The 16,826-nt window shown below is 65.4% G+C and carries 21 protein-coding genes; 7 read left to right on the plus strand and 14 right to left on the minus strand.

Going from position 1 to position 16,826, the window contains the following annotated elements:
* Positions 1-6: 6 nt before the first annotated feature.
* The 3 genes from EUU22_RS02930 to EUU22_RS02940 form a co-directional block, all read right to left on the minus strand.
* A complete protein-coding gene (locus EUU22_RS02930) occupies positions 7-1,038 on the minus strand; it encodes a GlxA family transcriptional regulator (RefSeq protein ID WP_129330615.1) in 1,032 nt (343 codons plus the stop codon).
* Between the two features lie 288 nt (positions 1,039-1,326).
* Positions 1,327-1,566: a hypothetical protein gene (locus tag EUU22_RS02935; RefSeq protein WP_129330616.1), complete on the minus strand. Its 240-nt coding sequence runs from the start codon at positions 1,564-1,566 to the stop codon at positions 1,327-1,329.
* Between the two features lie 96 nt (positions 1,567-1,662).
* Positions 1,663-1,863 (minus strand): hypothetical protein, encoded by a 201-nt coding sequence (locus tag EUU22_RS02940; RefSeq protein ID WP_129330617.1) that lies wholly within the window; start codon positions 1,861-1,863, stop codon positions 1,663-1,665.
* Positions 1,864-1,985: 122 nt separating this feature from the next.
* On the opposite strand from EUU22_RS02940, the gene EUU22_RS02945 reads away from it, so the two are divergent.
* Positions 1,986-2,882, plus strand: a complete 897-nt coding sequence (locus EUU22_RS02945; protein WP_129330618.1) for a LysR family transcriptional regulator — start codon at positions 1,986-1,988, stop codon at positions 2,880-2,882.
* 4 nt (positions 2,883-2,886) lie between these two features.
* Here the strand turns inward: EUU22_RS02945 and EUU22_RS02950 are convergent, their stop codons facing one another.
* Positions 2,887-3,618, minus strand: coding sequence for a pyridoxamine 5'-phosphate oxidase family protein (locus EUU22_RS02950; RefSeq protein WP_129330619.1), 732 nt, complete (start codon positions 3,616-3,618; stop codon positions 2,887-2,889).
* A gap of 79 nt (positions 3,619-3,697) precedes the next feature.
* On the opposite strand from EUU22_RS02950, the gene pdxR reads away from it, so the two are divergent.
* Together pdxR and EUU22_RS02960 are read left to right on the plus strand one after the other, a co-directional pair.
* Positions 3,698-5,116, plus strand: a complete 1,419-nt coding sequence (pdxR, locus tag EUU22_RS02955) for a MocR-like pyridoxine biosynthesis transcription factor PdxR (RefSeq protein ID WP_129330620.1) — start codon at positions 3,698-3,700, stop codon at positions 5,114-5,116.
* A 158-nt stretch (positions 5,117-5,274) separates the two neighbouring features.
* A complete protein-coding gene (locus tag EUU22_RS02960) occupies positions 5,275-5,985 on the plus strand; it encodes a GIY-YIG nuclease family protein (protein ID WP_129330621.1) in 711 nt (236 codons plus the stop codon).
* A 13-nt stretch (positions 5,986-5,998) separates the two neighbouring features.
* Here EUU22_RS02960 and EUU22_RS02965 read toward each other — a convergent pair whose 3' ends face one another.
* The 8 genes from EUU22_RS02965 to EUU22_RS25495 form a co-directional block, all read right to left on the minus strand.
* Complete coding sequence (locus tag EUU22_RS02965) at positions 5,999-8,038, minus strand: ASKHA domain-containing protein (RefSeq protein ID WP_129330622.1); 2,040 nt, start codon at positions 8,036-8,038, stop codon at positions 5,999-6,001.
* A 172-nt stretch (positions 8,039-8,210) separates the two neighbouring features.
* The gene (locus EUU22_RS02970) at positions 8,211-8,633 is read right to left on the minus strand and encodes a hypothetical protein (protein WP_129330623.1); all 423 of its coding nucleotides are present in this window, start codon (positions 8,631-8,633) and stop codon (positions 8,211-8,213) included.
* Positions 8,634-8,757: 124 nt separating this feature from the next.
* Positions 8,758-9,726, minus strand: coding sequence for a methyltetrahydrofolate cobalamin methyltransferase (locus EUU22_RS02975; protein WP_129330624.1), 969 nt, complete (start codon positions 9,724-9,726; stop codon positions 8,758-8,760).
* 101 nt (positions 9,727-9,827) lie between these two features.
* Entirely contained in the window at positions 9,828-10,919 is a 1,092-nt protein-coding gene (locus tag EUU22_RS02980) for a methylenetetrahydrofolate reductase (protein WP_129330625.1), read from the minus strand.
* The gene (locus tag EUU22_RS02985; RefSeq protein ID WP_129330626.1) at positions 10,916-11,500 is read right to left on the minus strand and encodes a methylenetetrahydrofolate reductase C-terminal domain-containing protein; all 585 of its coding nucleotides are present in this window, start codon (positions 11,498-11,500) and stop codon (positions 10,916-10,918) included. Before EUU22_RS02985 ends, EUU22_RS02980 begins: the two co-directional genes overlap by 4 nt.
* Positions 11,493-11,795, minus strand: coding sequence for a virulence factor (locus tag EUU22_RS02990; protein WP_129330627.1), 303 nt, complete (start codon positions 11,793-11,795; stop codon positions 11,493-11,495). The genes EUU22_RS02985 and EUU22_RS02990 overlap by 8 nt, the downstream gene beginning before the upstream one ends.
* Before the next feature lie 132 nt (positions 11,796-11,927).
* The gene (locus tag EUU22_RS02995; RefSeq protein ID WP_245484892.1) at positions 11,928-12,719 is read right to left on the minus strand and encodes a formyl transferase; all 792 of its coding nucleotides are present in this window, start codon (positions 12,717-12,719) and stop codon (positions 11,928-11,930) included.
* A gap of 34 nt (positions 12,720-12,753) precedes the next feature.
* The gene (locus EUU22_RS25495; protein WP_205687837.1) at positions 12,754-12,969 is read right to left on the minus strand and encodes an exopolysaccharide biosynthesis protein; all 216 of its coding nucleotides are present in this window, start codon (positions 12,967-12,969) and stop codon (positions 12,754-12,756) included.
* Between the two features lie 316 nt (positions 12,970-13,285).
* Here EUU22_RS25495 and EUU22_RS03005 point away from each other — a divergent pair, with 316 nt between their 5' ends.
* Together EUU22_RS03005 and EUU22_RS03010 are read left to right on the plus strand one after the other, a co-directional pair.
* On the plus strand, positions 13,286-14,656 hold the full coding sequence (locus EUU22_RS03005; protein WP_129330628.1) for a TIGR03808 family TAT-translocated repetitive protein: 1,371 nt from the start codon (positions 13,286-13,288) through the stop codon (positions 14,654-14,656).
* A 174-nt stretch (positions 14,657-14,830) separates the two neighbouring features.
* Entirely contained in the window at positions 14,831-14,974 is a 144-nt protein-coding gene (locus tag EUU22_RS03010; protein ID WP_449250279.1) for an entericidin domain-containing protein, read from the plus strand.
* A 28-nt stretch (positions 14,975-15,002) separates the two neighbouring features.
* On the opposite strand, the gene EUU22_RS03015 is transcribed toward EUU22_RS03010, so the two are convergent.
* On the minus strand, positions 15,003-15,671 hold the full coding sequence (locus EUU22_RS03015) for a DUF1638 domain-containing protein (protein ID WP_129330630.1): 669 nt from the start codon (positions 15,669-15,671) through the stop codon (positions 15,003-15,005).
* On the opposite strand from EUU22_RS03015, the gene EUU22_RS03020 reads away from it, so the two are divergent.
* Entirely contained in the window at positions 15,670-15,828 is a 159-nt protein-coding gene (locus EUU22_RS03020) for an entericidin domain-containing protein (RefSeq protein ID WP_129330631.1), read from the plus strand. The genes EUU22_RS03015 and EUU22_RS03020 overlap by 2 nt on opposite strands.
* A 20-nt stretch (positions 15,829-15,848) precedes the next feature.
* Positions 15,849-16,001: a hypothetical protein gene (locus EUU22_RS25145; protein ID WP_165351056.1), complete on the plus strand. Its 153-nt coding sequence runs from the start codon at positions 15,849-15,851 to the stop codon at positions 15,999-16,001.
* Positions 16,002-16,050: 49 nt separating this feature from the next.
* Here EUU22_RS25145 and EUU22_RS03025 read toward each other — a convergent pair whose 3' ends face one another.
* The gene (locus tag EUU22_RS03025; RefSeq protein ID WP_129330632.1) at positions 16,051-16,752 is read right to left on the minus strand and encodes a corrinoid protein; all 702 of its coding nucleotides are present in this window, start codon (positions 16,750-16,752) and stop codon (positions 16,051-16,053) included.
* Positions 16,753-16,826: the final 74 nt, after the last annotated feature.

Raw genomic sequence — 16,826 nt, forward strand, 5'->3', positions numbered from 1 at the left:
GGCGGCTTACGCCGCCACCGCCGTCGTCGTGGTCGCCGCGGCACGCGCCGACATCAGCTTGCGCTCCGCCCGCTCCTGCTGCGGCGAGCGGTTGTAGACCTCGCGATAGCACTTGGAGAAGTGCGAGGCGGAAACGAAGCCGCAGGCAACCGCCACCTCGACGACCGGCATCGACGACTGCACCAAGAGATGGCGGGCGCGGTCGAGGCGGATCTCGAGATAGTAGCGGGCCGGCGAACGGCCCATTTCCTGGCGGAAGAGGCGCTCGATCTGGCGGCGCGACAGGCCGGCATGGTCGGCGATCTCGAGAAGCGACAGCGGCTCGGAGAGATTGCTTTCCATGAGTTCGATGATCGAGAGAACCTTGCCGTTCTGCACGCCGAGGCGGGCCCTGAGCGGCAGGCGCTGGCGGTCGTTGGCGCTGCGCACGCGGTCGGTCAGGTGCTGCTCGCAGACGCGGTTGACGAGGCCTTCGCCGAAATCCTGGCCGATGAGGTTCAGCATCATGTCGAGCGAGGCGGTGCCGCCGGCGCAGGTGTAGAGATTGCCGTCGACCTCGTAGAGATCGGCATAGACCTCGGCCTGCGGGAAACTCTCGGAGAAGCCGGGCAGGTTTTCCCAGTGGATGGCGCAGCGCTTGCCGTTGAGGAGGCCGGCTTGGGCCAGGACATGGGCGCCGGTACAGAGGCTGCCGACGGCGGCGCCGCGGTTGTAGGCCTCGCGCAGCCAGGCATTGACCGACTTGTTGGAGAAGGTCTCGACGTCGATGCCGGAACAGACGAGCACCATGCTCGGCCGGTTCTCGCCGGAGAGGAAGCGGCGCTCGTCGGCGAGCGCGGTGTTGACCTCGATGCCGATGCCGCTCGAGGAGAGCACCCGCTGGCCGTCGGCCGAGGCGATGCGCCATTCGTAGGCGTCATAGCCGAGCATGCGGTTGGCGATGCGCAGCGTCTCGACGGCGCCGGCGAACGGCAGCAGCGTGAACTGCGGCACGAGGAAGAAGACGAGAGAACGTTTCTTGAGTGGGCTTTTGCTCATGGCGGCAATCCGGATCAGGCGGCGATACCATATTCCTCGCTGGGAAACGGTCACCTCGATATCCTTAACGCGACATGGGCATAAAGAAAAGCGACATCGGTGCTCCGGGAGGTGTAAAATAGCGACATTTCCTGATTTGGGATGGTCGTCCTCAGTCCCGTTCCGCCGGCAAACCCGGCGGCGGGCGGATATCCCGGTAATTGCAGGGCATTGCACACACATCTCCGGGATGCGCCGGGGCGGATGGAGGCGAGAGGCGGCGGCGGGAGAACCGCCGCCATGTCGCATTCAGGCGCGTGAGCGCGTCGACCGTGCACGGCGCTCCGGCGGGGCGGCGGAAGGCCAGCCGATGTCCTTGCGCAGGTCGAGCGGCATGCCCTCCAGCGCGCGTTCCGTGCGGCGGCGGTTCTGCCAGCGGCGCAGCTGCGTCGCGGCGGAGGCGAAAGGAGCCGCCAGTGCGGCCAGGGGGAGAGGCCGCCGGAATGTCCGGCTGCCGGTGAAGGTGGTACCGAAGCTTGCCAGTATCATGGTGATCTCCTCGTTTCTGCAACGCCTGCGCTGCAGACGTTACCGGTATGCGCTTCGTTCATTCATCAATCAAACGAATGTTTCTGATGTCAGGAATCACATCCATTGATGTAATTGCTGGTCGTCGGCCTCCGCCCGGCGAGCGATGTCCGGCCAGCCGACATCCTTCTGCAGGGAGCGGGGCAGGGACTCCATCTGGCGGATGCTGCGCCGGCGCGCATTGCGGGCGGCCATCTTCCTCAGCGCGCGGGTGACGCCGAGATCCGGGATTTTCTGCGAGAGCGATGTGAACCGCATGACTTCCTCCTTCAGCGATGACTGTATGAGAGAAGGATGAACCGCGATTGACATTCAATCAAACGAAATGATATGGTGATTACGTTCAAATTAATTGATTGAGATAACCGACGGAGCCGAAGATGACTCTGACAATGCGCCAACCCCTGCCGCTGCTCGACAACGACGTGCTGCGGACCTTCGTCGCCATCGCCGAGACCGGCAGCTTCACCACCGCGGCGGATGCCGTCTTCCGGACGCCGTCTGCGGTTTCCATGCAGATCAAGAAGCTCGAGGAACAGCTCGACACGACGCTCTTCCTGCGCGACGCGCGTTCGGTGACGCTGACGGAGAGCGGCGAGACGCTGCTGCCCTATGCGCGGCGGATGCTGGCGCTCTCGAACGAGGCGGTCGGCCGCTTCCGCATGCCCGAGATGAAGGGCGTGGTGCGCCTCGGCGCGCCGGACGACATCGGCGAGCGGTTCATGCCGACGATCCTCAAGCGCTTCGCCGAGGTCTATCCGCTGATCATGGTCGACCTGACCGTCGACAGCAGCGGGGCGCTGCGCCGTCGGCTCGCCGAACAGCGGCTCGACCTGACGCTCGTCAACACGGCGCCCGGCACGGTCTCGATCGAGGGCGAGGTGGTGCACAAGGAACAGCTGGTCTGGGCCGCCGCCAAGTGCGGCACGGCGCATCTGCGCGATCCGCTGCCGGTGTCAATCTGGGAGGACGGCTGCTGCTGGCGGGCGGACGCGCTGTCGCGGCTCGACCGCGACAAGCGCCCCTACCGTATCGCCTATCTCTCCGCCCACAGCATGGCGCAGCGCGCCGCGGTGATCGCCGACCTCGCCGTCGCGCCGCTGCCGCGCAGCTACCTGACCGCCGACATGGTGGCGCTCGGCTCCAAGCACGGGCTTCCCGATCTCGGCAGCTTCGAGGTGCGTCTGCTGAAGGGACAGGAAACGTCGGAGACGATCGACGCGGTGGCCGACAGCATCCGCTACGCCTATTCCGAGATGATCGGGATGGCCGCCTGACCTTTCAGTCTTCGGCCATGCGCTCATAGAGCGACTGGCTTTCCAGAAGGACGTCATCGAGCTTGCGGCCCTCGCGGAAATGCGCGAGGTGCGCGGGAAAGGCGACGCCCGGCGGAACGTCGGCCGAGATTTCCGGCGCGCCGATCACCGTCGTCACCGGAATGACGCCCGCCCAGGCGGCGAGGCCGTAATCCGCCTCGTCGTCGCCCACACCCTTGGCGCGCGCCTTCGCCGAGGCTTCCTCGATCTCCATGCCGATGACCATGGTCGCCTTCAGCTCCTGCGCCTCGTCGGGCCGTAGCTCGGCGGTACGCCCGGGATAGAAGCGGTCGACGATCGCCTTCAGCGCACGCGCCTTCTCTTGCGGTTCCTCCACGATGTGCGCCGTGCCGAAGCACATGGCGGAGCGGTAGTTGGCGGAATGGTTGAAGCCGGAGCGTGCGAGCACCAGGCCGTCGAGATGGCTGACGGTGAGGCAGACGGGCGTGCCGGTCTTCAACTGCCGCAGCATGCGGCTCGCCGAGGAACCGTGCCAGTAGAGCCGGTCGCCCTCGCGCCAGTGGATGGTCGGCGTGCAGAACGGCTGGCCGTCGATCACGTAGGCGACGTGGCAGAGGAAGGCGGCGTCGAGGATCGGATAGATCACCGTGCGGTCGTAGCTGCCCCGCTCGTGCAGGCGCCTGATGCGGTTCTTCGGGCTGACGGGAAAGGCGGTTTGTCGTGGCTGGTCGTTCATTTCGTATTCTCGCTTGCGTCCTCGATGGTTTCGGATCACAGGTAACGGAACGACATTGGTCTGAAACAGGTCCACTTACATGGATAATTTGCGAACCAATCCGCCGGACTGGTCGATCCTCATGCCGGTGCTGCCGGAGAAGGGTGCGCGACCGCAGGCGCTTTATGCCGAGATCCGCCGGCTGATCGAGGAGGGCGGGCTGCCGCCCGGCGCCAAGCTGCCGACGACGCGGGATCTCGCGGCGCGGTTTTCGCTGTCGCGCGGTGCGGCGGTGGCGGCCTACGAGATGCTGATCGCCGACGGATTTGCCGAGGCGCGCGTGGGTGCGGGAACCTATGTGGCCCGCGCCGTGCCGAACACCGGCGGCCGGCCGGTCCGCGCGCGGACACGTCCGCCGGAACCGCAAGGGCCGCTTCCCGGCGCACTCGGCTGCTCGACGGCGGACGAGACGACGATCCGCACCTTCCGCACGCTCCTCAACCGGCACCTGACGCAGCCTTCCGCCCGGCACTATCATTACGGCGACCCGGCGGGCGGCGAGGACCTGAGGGGCGAGATTGCCGCCTATCTGCGCGCGGCGCGCGGCGTGCACTGCGAGGCCGACCAGGTGATCATGACGTCCGGAACGCAGCAGGCGATCGACCTCGTGATCCGCTCGTTGCTGCGGCCGGGCGATCCGGTCTGGGTGGAGGACCCGTGCTATCCGACGGCGAAGGCGGCGCTTGCGGCCGCCGGTCTCGCCCTGACGGCCGTGCCGGTCGATGCCGAGGGCATGGATGTCACGGCCGGCGAGGCGCTGCAGCCGCAGGCGCGTGCGGCCTATGTGACGCCGTCGCACCAGTATCCGCTCGGTGTGACGCTCACCATGCCGCGGCGGCTCAGGCTGATCGACTGGGCGCGGCGCAACGACGCCTTCATCATCGAGGACGACTACGACAGCGAGTTCCGCTTTTCCGGGCCGCCGCTCACCTCGCTGCAGGGCATCGACGGCGAGGGGCGGGTGATCTATGTCGGAACCTTCTCGAAGACGCTGATGCCGGGCTTCCGGATCGGCTACATGGTGGTGCCGCGGCCGCTCGTCGGTCGTATCCTCGACGTGCGGAGGCTGACCGACCGATTTCCCTCGACGCTCTTCGAAAGCGCGCTGGCCGAGTTCCTGCGCGAGGGCCATTTCGCCGCGCATGTGAAGCGGGCGCGCCGGCGGGTGCGGGCGGCGCGGGATGCGCTGACCGGCGTGCTGACGGATGCCGGAATGGCGGTCGCGACGCCGGAGCAGGGCCTGCACATGGTGGTGGAGGCGCCGCCCGGCCGCAGCGATGCCGAACATGTGCTCCTCGCCGCCGCGCACGGGTTCGAACTGCGCGCACTCTCGCCGATGTATCACGGCGGCGCGGGCCGGCAGGGCCTCGTCGTCGGCTTCTCCGGCTTTCCCGCAGAGGTGCTCGCCGCCGCCGCCGCGCGGTGGGTCGGGGCATCGCAGAACGAATTGACGAAGTGATATCTTCTGCAGCCAAATTCTGTTCCGCAGAGAGCGTCCATTTTATAAGTTCCAGAAAGCTTGATCGTGACGACCATAGCAGCGACTCTTGCACGGCGAGCCATGATGGCAGAGTATCAGTCCCCGCCTTCGCAATGTCCCCATAGTCTGGAAACCCAATGCGCGAACACATACTCAACGAAATCCGGAGATTGGCTGCGCAAAATCAAGGTCAACCGCCGGGCAGCCAAGCATTCGTGAGCGCTACGGGCATCACGGAATCGAAGTGGCGGGGGAAATATTGGGCCCGTTGGGGCGATGCGCTCACCGAGGCTGGATATGAGCCAAATTCATGGACCGGCAAATCGGATGCAAATGTGATTCTCTCGGGGGTGATTACGGCCTGTAGGCGTTACGGGCGTTTCCCTACCAATGCTGAAATATCCATGCTTAGGGTTTCTGATCCGACGATACCATCTCCAAAGACCATTCTCGGCAACATGGGAGGCCGGGCAGCACTCATTACAGCCTTGATGAAGTATATTGGCGATGACCCGCAATATAGCGACGTAAGAGCTATGTTGCCAGCGATCACGCAGACCGCGTCAGCTCCGCCCAAAAGTGCCAAACTGATTGACGGCCACGTTTACCTCATAAAGTCGGGCGAGTTTTACAAGATCGGCCGAAGCGATGCGCTGGAGAGGCGGGTAAAGGAAATACGGATAGCGTTGCCTGACGCCGCAACCCTCCTTCACTCTATAGTCACAGACGACCCACCAGGTATTGAAGCCTACTGGCACCGACGCTTCGCAGACCAACGGGCGAATGGCGAGTGGTTTAAGCTCACGCCTGATGACGTGAAGGCATTCATGCGCCGAAAGTTCCAATAGCCTTCCTCAGCCCTCACTCCCTCGACCGCCGCCTCCTGCGCCCGCCGCCTTCGGCATCACCCTCGGCGAGCAGCTTGCGTTCGGGGAGCGTGACGGCGGCGGCGAGTTTCGGGAAGGGATCGACCTTGTTCGGCAGCGCCATGGCGTCGATAAAGAGCTGCTGGAAGTGGGGTTCGAGCGCGGTTTCGATCTTTTCGATGCGCCTGACCGTTTCCTCGATCTCGCGGCGGTGGTCGCGGTTGAGGAGCGCCATCAGTGCGCCGGTACCGGCGGCATTGCCGACCGCCTTGACTTCCGCGAGGTCGCAGTCGGGGATGAGGCCCAGCACCATCGCGTATTTGGGATCGATGAACGAGCCGAAGGCGCCGGCAAAGCGGATGGTGTCGACGGTTTCGACGCCTTGTTTCTCCATGAGCAGCTTGATGCCGGCGTAAAGCGCCGCCTTGGCGAGCTGGATGGCGCGGACATCGTTCTGCGTGACGGTGATCTTCTGCGCACCTTCGTGCAGCAGGTAGGAGAAGGTGCGGCCGTTTTCGAGGATGCGCGGGCTTCTCGCGGCAAGCGAACCGTCGACGACGCCGTCGGCGGAGATGACGCCGGAGAGATACATTTCGGCGACGACCTCGATGATCGCCGAGCCGCAGATGCCGGTGATGCCGGTCTTTTCCGCGGCTTCGGCAAAGCCCTCCTCGTCCGACCACTGCTCGACGCCGATGACCTTGAAGCGGGGTTCGAGCGTGTGCGCGTCGATGCGCACGCGCTCGATCGCGCCGGGGGCGGCGCGCTGGCCGCAGGAGATTTCCGCCCCTTCGAAGGCCGGGCCGGTGGGCGAGGAGGCGGCGACCGTTCGCGCGCGGTTACCGAGCACGATCTCGGCATTGGTGCCGACGTCGACGAGCAGCATCATGCGGTCCTGGCGGTGCGGGCCTTCCGACAGCGTGGCGCCGGCGGCGTCCGCCCCGACATGGCCGGCGATGCAGGGGAGAAGATAGGTCCGGGCGCCGGGGTTCAGCGCAAGCCCGATGTCCTTCGCCTCGCACGCGACGGCACCCGACACGGCGAGCGCGAACGGCGCCTGGCCGAGTTCGGTCGGGTCGATGCCGAGGAAGAGGTGGTGCATGATCGGATTGGCGACAAAGACCGAATCGAGGATGTCCGAGCGCGAGACGCCGCCCTCCGCGCAGACCTTGTCGACGAGTTCCGATACCGCTTCGCGCACGGCCTTCGTCATCGCTTCGCGGCCGTCCGGGTTCATCATCACGTAGGAGACCCGGCTCATCAGGTCCTCGCCGAAGCGGATCTGCGGGTTGGAGGCGCCGGAGGAGGCGACGACGCGGCCCGACAGCAGCGAGACGAGATGCATGGCGATGGTGGTCGAGCCGATGTCGCAGGCAAGGCCGTAGGCCTCGTTGTGCAGGCCGGGCCAGAGGGCGACGATCGTCGGGCGCGAGGTCGGGCTGTCGCGGTGGATCGCCGCGGTGACGGTCCAGTTGCCCTTGCGCAGGACCTTCTGGGCCTCGGAAAGAAGATGAGGTTCCACCTGCAAGTCAGTGTAACCCCAGTCTTTCTCCAGCATGACCTTCATACGGTCGAGATCACCGAGCGGCTTGTGCATGTCAGGTTCGTCGACCTCGACATAGCAGAGGTGGACGGCCGGATTGCGCTCGATGACGCGGTCGCTCGCCGCCTTGCGCACCACCTGGGCATTGACGACGGCATCCTGCGGCACGTCGATGACGAGGTCGCCCTCGATCGTCGCCGAGCAGGAGAGACGGCGGCCTTCGGGGAGCGTGCGCACTTCAGCGTAGCGCTTCTCCTTCGGGCCGACGGGCGAGATATGGTCGTTGGAGGAGACGATGCCGTGCTTGGCGAAATTGCCTTCCTGGACCTCGACCTGGCAGCGGCCGCAGGTGGCGCGGCCGCCGCAGACGCTCTCGACATAGACGCCGAGCGAGCGGGCGGCCTCCAGCACCGGCGTGCCGACGGGGAAGCGGCCGCGCTTGCCCGACGGCATGAAGAGGATGAGGGGGTCCCTGGACTGGCCTTCGCTCATGTCGAACTCGTCTTTCCCGTGCGAACGTCATTGCCGGCATGCGCCGGCCATCTTCGATAGACTGCACGGGTCCGGCGGCTGACGTCCGTCAATTTCCGACATGCACATGCGTCCGCCGGACTTTTGCCCGCCCGCGCGCGGAGAAGCAAGGGTGGCCGTTGGGATGCGAGCCTCAGGGCTCGTCGGACGTGATCCAGGCGCCGATGTTGATCGTGCTCGTCAGGATGTCGAGGTAGAGGCCGGTAATGCCGAGAATGACGACCATGGTGGCGATGATCGCGACGACGAAGACGAGCACCTCGCGTATATCGCTCTCCGGCGAGCCGAACCAGGAGCTTACGTAGTCGTAGGTCATCCAGTAGATGTGCTTCATCAGGTGCAGCACGAGGAGCGCCATGCCGAGGGCGAGCGGATAGTAGAGGAAGGCACGGGCGGTGGCGTCGCTGGCGTGGCGCAGGATGATCGCCGAAAGCGCGGAGATGAAGATCACCCGCGAGATCAGCGCCACATAGTCGGCGAGGTGCTTGGCGTCCTGGTAGTCGCCGTGGGCGAGGACGCGGGATCTGCGCGAGAAGCGGGCAATGGTGTCGAGCATGAAAAGGCCTGATGGAAAAACGGTTCGCCGCATGTTGCCGCGGCGAACCGTTCCGTCAAGGGGCTTGCCCCGGTGATCTCCCTCTTCTCCCCGTCGGGGAGAAGAGACCGTCAGGCGTCCCGGATCACTCCGTCGCGGCACCTGCGCCGACGCGGGCGGCACGACCGCCGCGGCGTCCGCCGCCGGCGCTTGCAGCAGCCGGGGCCGGGGCGGCGGCGGCGCCACCTTCGGCCGGCTTGTAGTCGCGGTAGGTCTTGATCCAGTTGTAGCAGTTCTCGTCGGTGCCGTTCAGCACGTTGGCGGCGCGCACGGCCTCCATTTCCTGCGGGCGGCAGGGGTTCATGATCGCCGACGTCATGCCGGCGCCGATGACCATCGGGATGAAGCCGGCATTGATGCCGTGGCGGTGCGGCAGGCCGAAGGAGATGTTGGAGAGGCCGCAGGTGGTGTTGACCTTGAGCTCTTCGCGCAGGCGCCGGACGAGGGCGAAGACCTGCAGGCCGGCCGAGCCGACGGCACCGATCGGCATGACCAGCGGGTCGACGACGATGTCGTGCGGCTTGATGCCGTAGTCGGCGGCGCGCTCGACGATCTTCTTAGCGACGGCGAAGCGGACGTCCGGATCCTGCGAAATGCCGGTCTCGTCGTTGGAGATCGCGACGACCGGCACGTTGTACTTGGCGCAGAGCGGCAGGATGGCCTCGAGCTTCTCCTCCTCGCCGGTGACGGAATTGACCAGCGGACGGCCCTTGGCGACCTTCAGCGCGGCCTCGATCGCGGCGGAAACGGAGCTGTCGATCGAGAGCGGCACGTCGACGAGGCCCTGGACAATCTCCATGGTCTTGACGAGGAGGCCCGGCTCCGTCTCGTTCGGGTTGACCGAGGTGACGCCGGCATTGACGTCGAGCATGGTGGCGCCGGCGGCGACCTGTTCCAGCGCGTCCTTGATGACGGTTTCGAAGTTGCCTTCCATCATCTCGGCGGCGAGCTTCTTGCGGCCGGTGGGGTTGATGCGTTCGCCGATGACGCAGAACGGCTGGTCGAAGCCGATGACGATTTCGCGGGTGGCGGACGCGACGATGGTGCGGGTCATTTCATTCCTCCGGTCGGATGCGCGGGAGAGCAGTCTAGCGCGCGGGCAATGGGTTCAAAAGACGGTTGCCGGCGCGAACGTCGCGCCGGCTTTCGATCTGGTCAATGGGGATGCTGGGCGGCGATGCCGGCGAGCTCTTGCTGGTCCTCGACCTTTTCCTCGCGGATCGCCTCCAGCCGTTCGGCCACGAGCGCGTCGACCGGGTTCGGCTCGCGCTTCCACGGCCTGCGGCCTTTGAGGACGCCCGATTCGTGGACGATCTCGGCGACATATTCCTCCTGGCGGTAGGCCATCACGTGGATGCCGGAGACGCCTGCAATCTCCTTCACCTCGTTGATGATGTCGATGCAGAGCTGCTTGCCTTCCTTCTTCTGGTCCTGGGCCCCTTCGAGACGGGCGATGACGTGATCCGGGATGTGGACGCCCGGCACGTTGGAGCGGATCCACTTGGCGGTCTTGGCGGACGCCAGCGGGCCGACGCCGACGAGAATGAAGCATTTCTCGTCGAGGCCGAGATCGCGGACCTTCTGCATGTAGTCCCTCAGCATCGGCACGTCGTAGCAATACTGGCTCTGCACGAACTGGGCGCCGGCGGCGATCTTCTTCGCAAGCCGGTACGGGCGGAAGTCGTAAGGCGGCGCGAACGGATTGATCGCGGCGCCGAGGAAGACCTGCGGCGGCGTCGTGAGCTTGCGGCCGGAGAGGAACTTCGCCTCGTCGCGCATGGTGCGCACGGTTTCGAGGAGCGACATGGAATCGAGGTCGAAGACGGGCTTGGCGCCGGGCTGGTCGCCGGCCTGCACGCCGTCGCCGGTGAGGCACAGGATGTTCTGCACGCCCATGGCGGAGGCGCCGAGAACGTCGCCCTGGATGGCGATGCGGTTCTTGTCGCGGCAGGCGATCTGCATGATCGGGGCATAGCCCATGCGGGTCAGAAGCGCGCATATGCCGACGGAGGACATGTGGCAGTTGGCGCCCGACGCGTCGACGGCGTTGATGCCGTCGACCCAGCCGTCGAAGATCGATGCACGTTCGTAGACGTCGTGCGGATTGGCGCTGTCGGGCGGGTTCAATTCGGCGGTGACGGCGAATTCGCCGCGCCGCAGGACACGCTCGAGGCGGCCGCGGGAGGAATGGCCGGGCAGCGGGTCGAGCGGCAGGCCGGGATCGATGGGATTGATGTCGGGGCTCATGCGCTCTCCCCCTTCTTGGCGTTTTCGCGGGCGGCGGCGGCTTCGGCGGTCACCCGCAGCCAGGACGAGGTTTCGCGCAGCGACTGGTTCACCGGCTTCTGGACCTTGAGGATCGCATCGCCGTTGACCATGTTGCGGGAGCCGGCCCAGGCCTGCACCCAGACGCAGGGCATGTCGGGCTCGACCTCGCAGTGGCCGTTGGCACGAACGCCGCCGCAGGGGCCGTTGCGGAGCTGCTTCGGGCAGTTCATCGGGCAGGACATGCCGGTCGAGGAGAGCACGCACTGGCCGCACATACGACAGTCGAAGAGCAGGCCCTTGACGTTGCGCTCGACAAAGGTCACCGGCCGCTCGACGCGGCCGTAGCCGATGCGGTTCCAGACCGGATGCAGCCACAGGAAGGCATCGGCGAAGCGGCCGTAGAACCATTCGAGGAAGCGCGAGTGGCGCACCGACCAGAGACGGATGGTGTAGGAGCGGCGGGCGCGGCGGTTCGGAGAGACAGCCGCGGGCGTATAGGCTCCCGTCGCCGCCTTCTTGGCCGGCGCCGCATTGCCGGGGCCGGGTTTGCCGTCAACCATTCTCGCGTCCTCCCTTCTGGACGAGCGCGACGAGCCGCGCCTTGTCATATGCCTCTTCGATTTCGGCCGCAGCCTTGTCGGCCTCGGTTTCGAGATCGTCGGAGACCGGCACGGGGTCGCCCTTGCGCCATTCGGCGAGATAATCGTCGGTTTCGGCGGCGCCGGTGCGCATCGCGCACATGTCGATCGCCTCGGTGAAACGCAACGACAGTTCGCGTTTTGCCGTCTTCCTGCCCTGCTTGACGATCACCTGGGCGGGAATGTCGCGCCAGTAGACGATGATGCGGTCTGCCATGCCTTTTCGGTCTCCTTTGCCACCACATTGCACAGGCCCCGTGCGGCGGACTGCGCTTGCGACGACGTCGCACAGAGCAAAAAGCGACGTCGCAGAAAATTAGAGCGTTTGTTCCGTCGATCGATCCGGAACCTACCAGATGCCGCGGGTGAGGCCGTAGCGCAGCCAGGTCCAGAGGGGTGGCGGAAAGCGCAAATGCGACGGCCCTTCGGCGGCCATCGGCCGCAGCCGACCGTGGACGGCATCCTCGACCGCCTGCCCGACAATTCCGAGCGAGGCGATGGTCAGCGTCAGCGGATAGGTGGCGATGAAATCGCCGGGCTCCGGACGGGTGCGGACCTCATAGAGCGTGCCGCCCGTGTCGGTGCCGGCGTCGACCAGGTGCACGGTCGCACCGAAATTGCCGGCGTCCCGGAGCGCCAGCGACCAGTACCCGCCCATCTGGCCCCGATAGGCGGGGTTGATGCCGGCATGGAGGTTGAGGACCGGGCAGGGGAGTTTATCGAGGGGCGTCCGCGTCATCAGCCGGGTGCTGACGAGCAGGATCACGGCGGGTCGAAGCTCCCGGACGAGCTCGGCGCATTGGGGATCGTTGATGGAGGCGACCCGGCTGACCGGGACACGTTCCGGCATCACGGGATCGGCGTTGCGGTTGCGGCAGATCTCGGCGGTGCGGCGGGCGGCGAGCGGGCGGAGAAGGCGGCCGACCATCATGGTCGCGAGTTGGCCGAGCGCATTCGGCCATCCGAAGCGACGCGCACGGCGACGGGTGATGTCGAGCTTCGATTCCGGGTCTTCGAGGATGACGTGGAGGTTCGGCCAGCGGGCGGCAAGGGCATTGATGACGACGGCGGGGTTGGGGCCGCCGGCGGTCATCACCACCACGCGGGCGTCTTCGGTTCTCTCCGGCGGATTTGGCGTCATTCGGGACTCGCAGGACGGGGCCGCACGGGCCGGCTCAGAAGACGAGGGCGAGTATAGCACCCGCGGTGAGGACGACAAAGCCGGCGAGCAGCAGGGCGACGACCGCGAGCGGCAAGCCGAGCACGAGATCGGGAAGGGCGAAGATCAGGAGAAAGGCTCCGAAGGAGCGATCCTGCAGGGCAATCGCGATATCGCCAACGGTCGTGCGGCGCCTCAGCCAGACGCTCCAGCAGCAACGAGAGATGTTCACCCGGCTCGCCTTCCTTGCTTCGGCCGAAAGCTGTCGTCACCGATTCCACTCCGCCCGCCATCCGCTCCGTTTCTCGCTTCCTTGAAGAAGCCATCGTGCACGGAAAATGTTGCGGCCGAATTAAGGCGGCCGCGGTGGCGACGCGCGGGCAGCGCCGCGTTCTCCGGCATTTCGTTCAACCTATCGGCGATCATTCCGGCCACAGAAACAACCAGAATCGATACTAGGATTATATTCCTCTGATGTCGAATGCTGCATCAGGGGTGATGAAAATGGGTCCTTCCGGGAGGCGGGACCGACAGAAGGAGATGCTGAAATGCCTTATTACAAGCGTGAAAGCGAAGTCTTGGTTCTCAGTGCCGCAACCTCTTCCCCCGGCACCGGCTGGGTGTCGACGACCGTTCAGAATGCGATGAATTATGCCCGCACGAACGGGCTGACCCTGGTGCTCCTGAGCGGCATCTTCTCGACGGGTGCGCTGACCGTCGACACGGCCACCGGCGGCGGACAGAAATTCACCATGCGGGCGGCCGTCGCCGGCGCGGCGACGCTGCGCTTCACCAGCGGCAGCCATCTTCTGCAGGTGAACGGGATCAACGACGTTCTGGTATCGGGCGTGGTGTTCGACGGACAGAATGCCACAATCAGCGACGGTTCGAACCAGGCGGGCCTCGTCCGCTTCCAGAACTGCAGTGGCTTCAAGCTCATGGGCTGCACGGTGACGCGCGGCACAAAGACCGGCGTGGTGGCGCTCACCGGTGCGCAAGGCACGATCGCCGACTGCGCGATCGACAACTGCTCGGTCGGCGTGATTGTCTACAACAGCCGCGTGACGGTGGCGCGCAACCGCATCACCACCTGCTCGAACAACGGCGTTTACGTCTGGCGCGAGCCGGCCGGCGGCGGCGTCGAGTATGACGGGTCGACGATCATCGACAACATCATCGACGGCATCGCCACAGCGGGCGGCGGCACCGGCCAGAACGGCAACGGCATCGTGGTCTACAGGGCGGTCGGCGTGAAGGCGTCGGGCAACACGATTTCGAACGTGCAGTATTCCTGCATCCGCTTCAACGCTTCCGGTGCCGCGCAGATTACCGGCAACCACTGCATCTCGGCGCGCGAATGTTCGATCTTCGTCGAGGCCACCGCTCCGGGCCTGAACCTCGACGGCGCGGTGGTCGCCGACAACATCATCGAGCAGGCGGGTGACGGCATCAAGGTCGTCAACCTCGGCCTCTACAGTGACGGTATCGCCCGGCGGATCGCGATTTCCTCGAACCACATCCGCCACATCACCAAGAACACGATCAACGATCCGGGCTACTCGCCGACCATCTCGAATGCCTGCGGCATCCAGGTCGAGGGGCTCTGCGTGCTGACCGGCAACATGATCGAGGATGCCGGCGGCTTCGGGATCGTCCTCGGCACCAACGAGGCGACCTACGACCTGCTGGCGAGCGGCAACCTCGTCCATGCCTCCGTGACCGGCATCGGCTATTCGAACAATGGTTCGGCCGGCCGGATCTCGATCGTCGGCAATGTGGTGAGTGGTTCCACGAACGGTTCCATCGTTCCGGTGGCGTTCAACGGCGTAAACTTCTACCGTGTCGGATCGACCGACGTCGCCAACACGGCCGACAGCCAGACCGGCAACCTCTACGTCGGCAACAACCGCGGCTATTGAGCCGGCCCGACCGGCCGCCGGGGGTGGGGAAACCCGCCTCCGGACGGTATTCCGGGCCAATGTTTTTCGAAGCCATGCTTCGCCTTGCTTTTACCCAAAGCCGGTGCGATGGACGCTCTCGCAGATTTCCTTTGGAACAAGAGAGGAGAGGTTAACCCCGTGTCCTTCACCCGCATCTCCGCGGCCGCCCTGATCGGCCTTGCACTTCTTTCGCTTGCCGGCTGCGGCAATACGATCCGCGGTATCGGCCGCGACGTCGGCAATGCCGTCGACGCCACCCAGGACGCCGGCCGCAGCGTCGCCCACTCGGTCGACTGATCCAACTTCGAGAGCCGGTGAACGGTCTTCAGTCGGCCGTCTTCGGGGCGGCGAGCGCCTTCAGCTCGTGCTCCAGGTCGCCGTAGCCGGTGAACCGGTATTCGTAAGCAAGGCCCAGCCGGGCTGCGGCTTCGCGCGCCTTGACCTGCAGTTCGGTGTCTTCCTGCTGGGAAAGATAGACGAGCTTCTCATAATTGCCGAAGTAGATGTCGCGGAGTTCCGGATGGCGGTCGAGGCCGAGCGGCTCGATGACGAAGGCCTCGAACTGGCGGGCGAGAAAATCGGTGAGGAAGAAGGTGGTGACGTCGTCCTCGCGGGCGGCGAAGGCCTCGTTGCCGGAAAAGAACGAATAACAGTGGGGGCCGGAGAGGCGTTCGACGCCCTCGCGGGCAAGAACAAGATCGAGGAGCCCGCCGGTGCCACAATCGGCATAGGCGACGAAGACACGGGCCGCACCCGCTGCGCGCGCCTCGGCGATCGCCTGTTCGACGCCTGGTGCGATCTTTTCCGGCGTCGCATGCCAGATCGCCGGAAGGCAGGTGAGCTCGATATGGTCGAGCCCGTTCATGCGGGCGACGGCGAGGATCTCGCGGGCGATGGCGCCGCAGGCGATGACGTGAACTTTTTGCCGGCCGCCGCGTTGGAGGGAGGCAGAGCCGACAACGTCATCACCATCGTTTACGGAGTTCTCGATCATGATTTTCAGGAAACTCGCAATTGCTACGGTTCTTCTCGCGTCGGGCGTCGCTCTTGCCGGCTGCGGCAACACCATTCGGGGGATGGGCAAGGACACGGCCAATGCCGTCGATGCGACCCAGGCCGCCGGACGGGATGTCGACAACGCCGCGAAGTAGCTGCCGGAGGGACATTTCCGATGTCGCCGCAGTCGCTTGCGCGGTTGAGCGCCTATTATATGGTTGCCGCCCTGGTGGCGGCAAGCCTGTCGTCGGTCTGGCCCAATCCTGGCCGGCAGACGGAGCCGGCGGTATTCACGGTCGCCGCCGGGGAAACGGACGCCGGCCGCTGAGGCGGCCGGCGCTGCAATCTTCGAACTCAGCCGCGGATCGCGGCCGCGATCAGGCTCGGGCGCCGAGGCTGTTGTGGCGGCGGGCGACGAATTCCTTGGCGGTTTCAACGGCCACGGCCGCGTCGCGGCAATAGGCGTCCGCACCGACGGCCTTGCCGAATTCCTCGTTGAGCGGTGCGCCGCCGACGAGCACGACATAGTCGTCGCGGATGCCCTTTTCCTTCATCGTGTCGATGACGACCTTCATGTAGGGCATGGTGGTGGTCAGAAGCGCCGACATGCCGAGGATGTCGGGCTTTTCGCGTTCGAGCGCTTCGAGATAGTTCTCGACCGGGTTGTTGATGCCGAGGTCGATCACGTCGAAGCCCGCACCTTCCATCATCATGCCGACGAGGTTCTTGCCGATGTCGTGGATGTCGCCCTTGACGGTGCCGATCACCATCTTGCCCTGCTTCGGCGCGCCGGTGGCGGCGAGCAGCGGGCGAAGGATGGTCATGCCGGCCTTCATGGCGTTCGCCGACAGCAGCACTTCCGGCACGAAGAGGATGCCGTCGCGGAAGTCGACGCCGACGATGCGCATGCCTTCGACGAGCGCCTTCGTCAGGACATCGTAGGGAGCCCAGCCGCGATCGAGCAGGATGCGGGTGGCTTCCTCGATTTCCTCCTTGAGGCCGTCATAAAGGTCGTCGTGCATCTGCTGCACGAGCTCGTCGTCGGACAGATCTTCAAGAATGATTTCGTCATCTGACATTGTATTGGTTCCCGCTTGCCTGAAACGCGATTCCGATTGCAGTTCGAGACTGCCTGTGATGCAGTTAAACCGCA

The organism is Ciceribacter ferrooxidans (genome assembly GCF_004137355.1).
GTDB lineage: Bacteria > Pseudomonadota > Alphaproteobacteria > Rhizobiales > Rhizobiaceae > Allorhizobium > Allorhizobium ferrooxidans.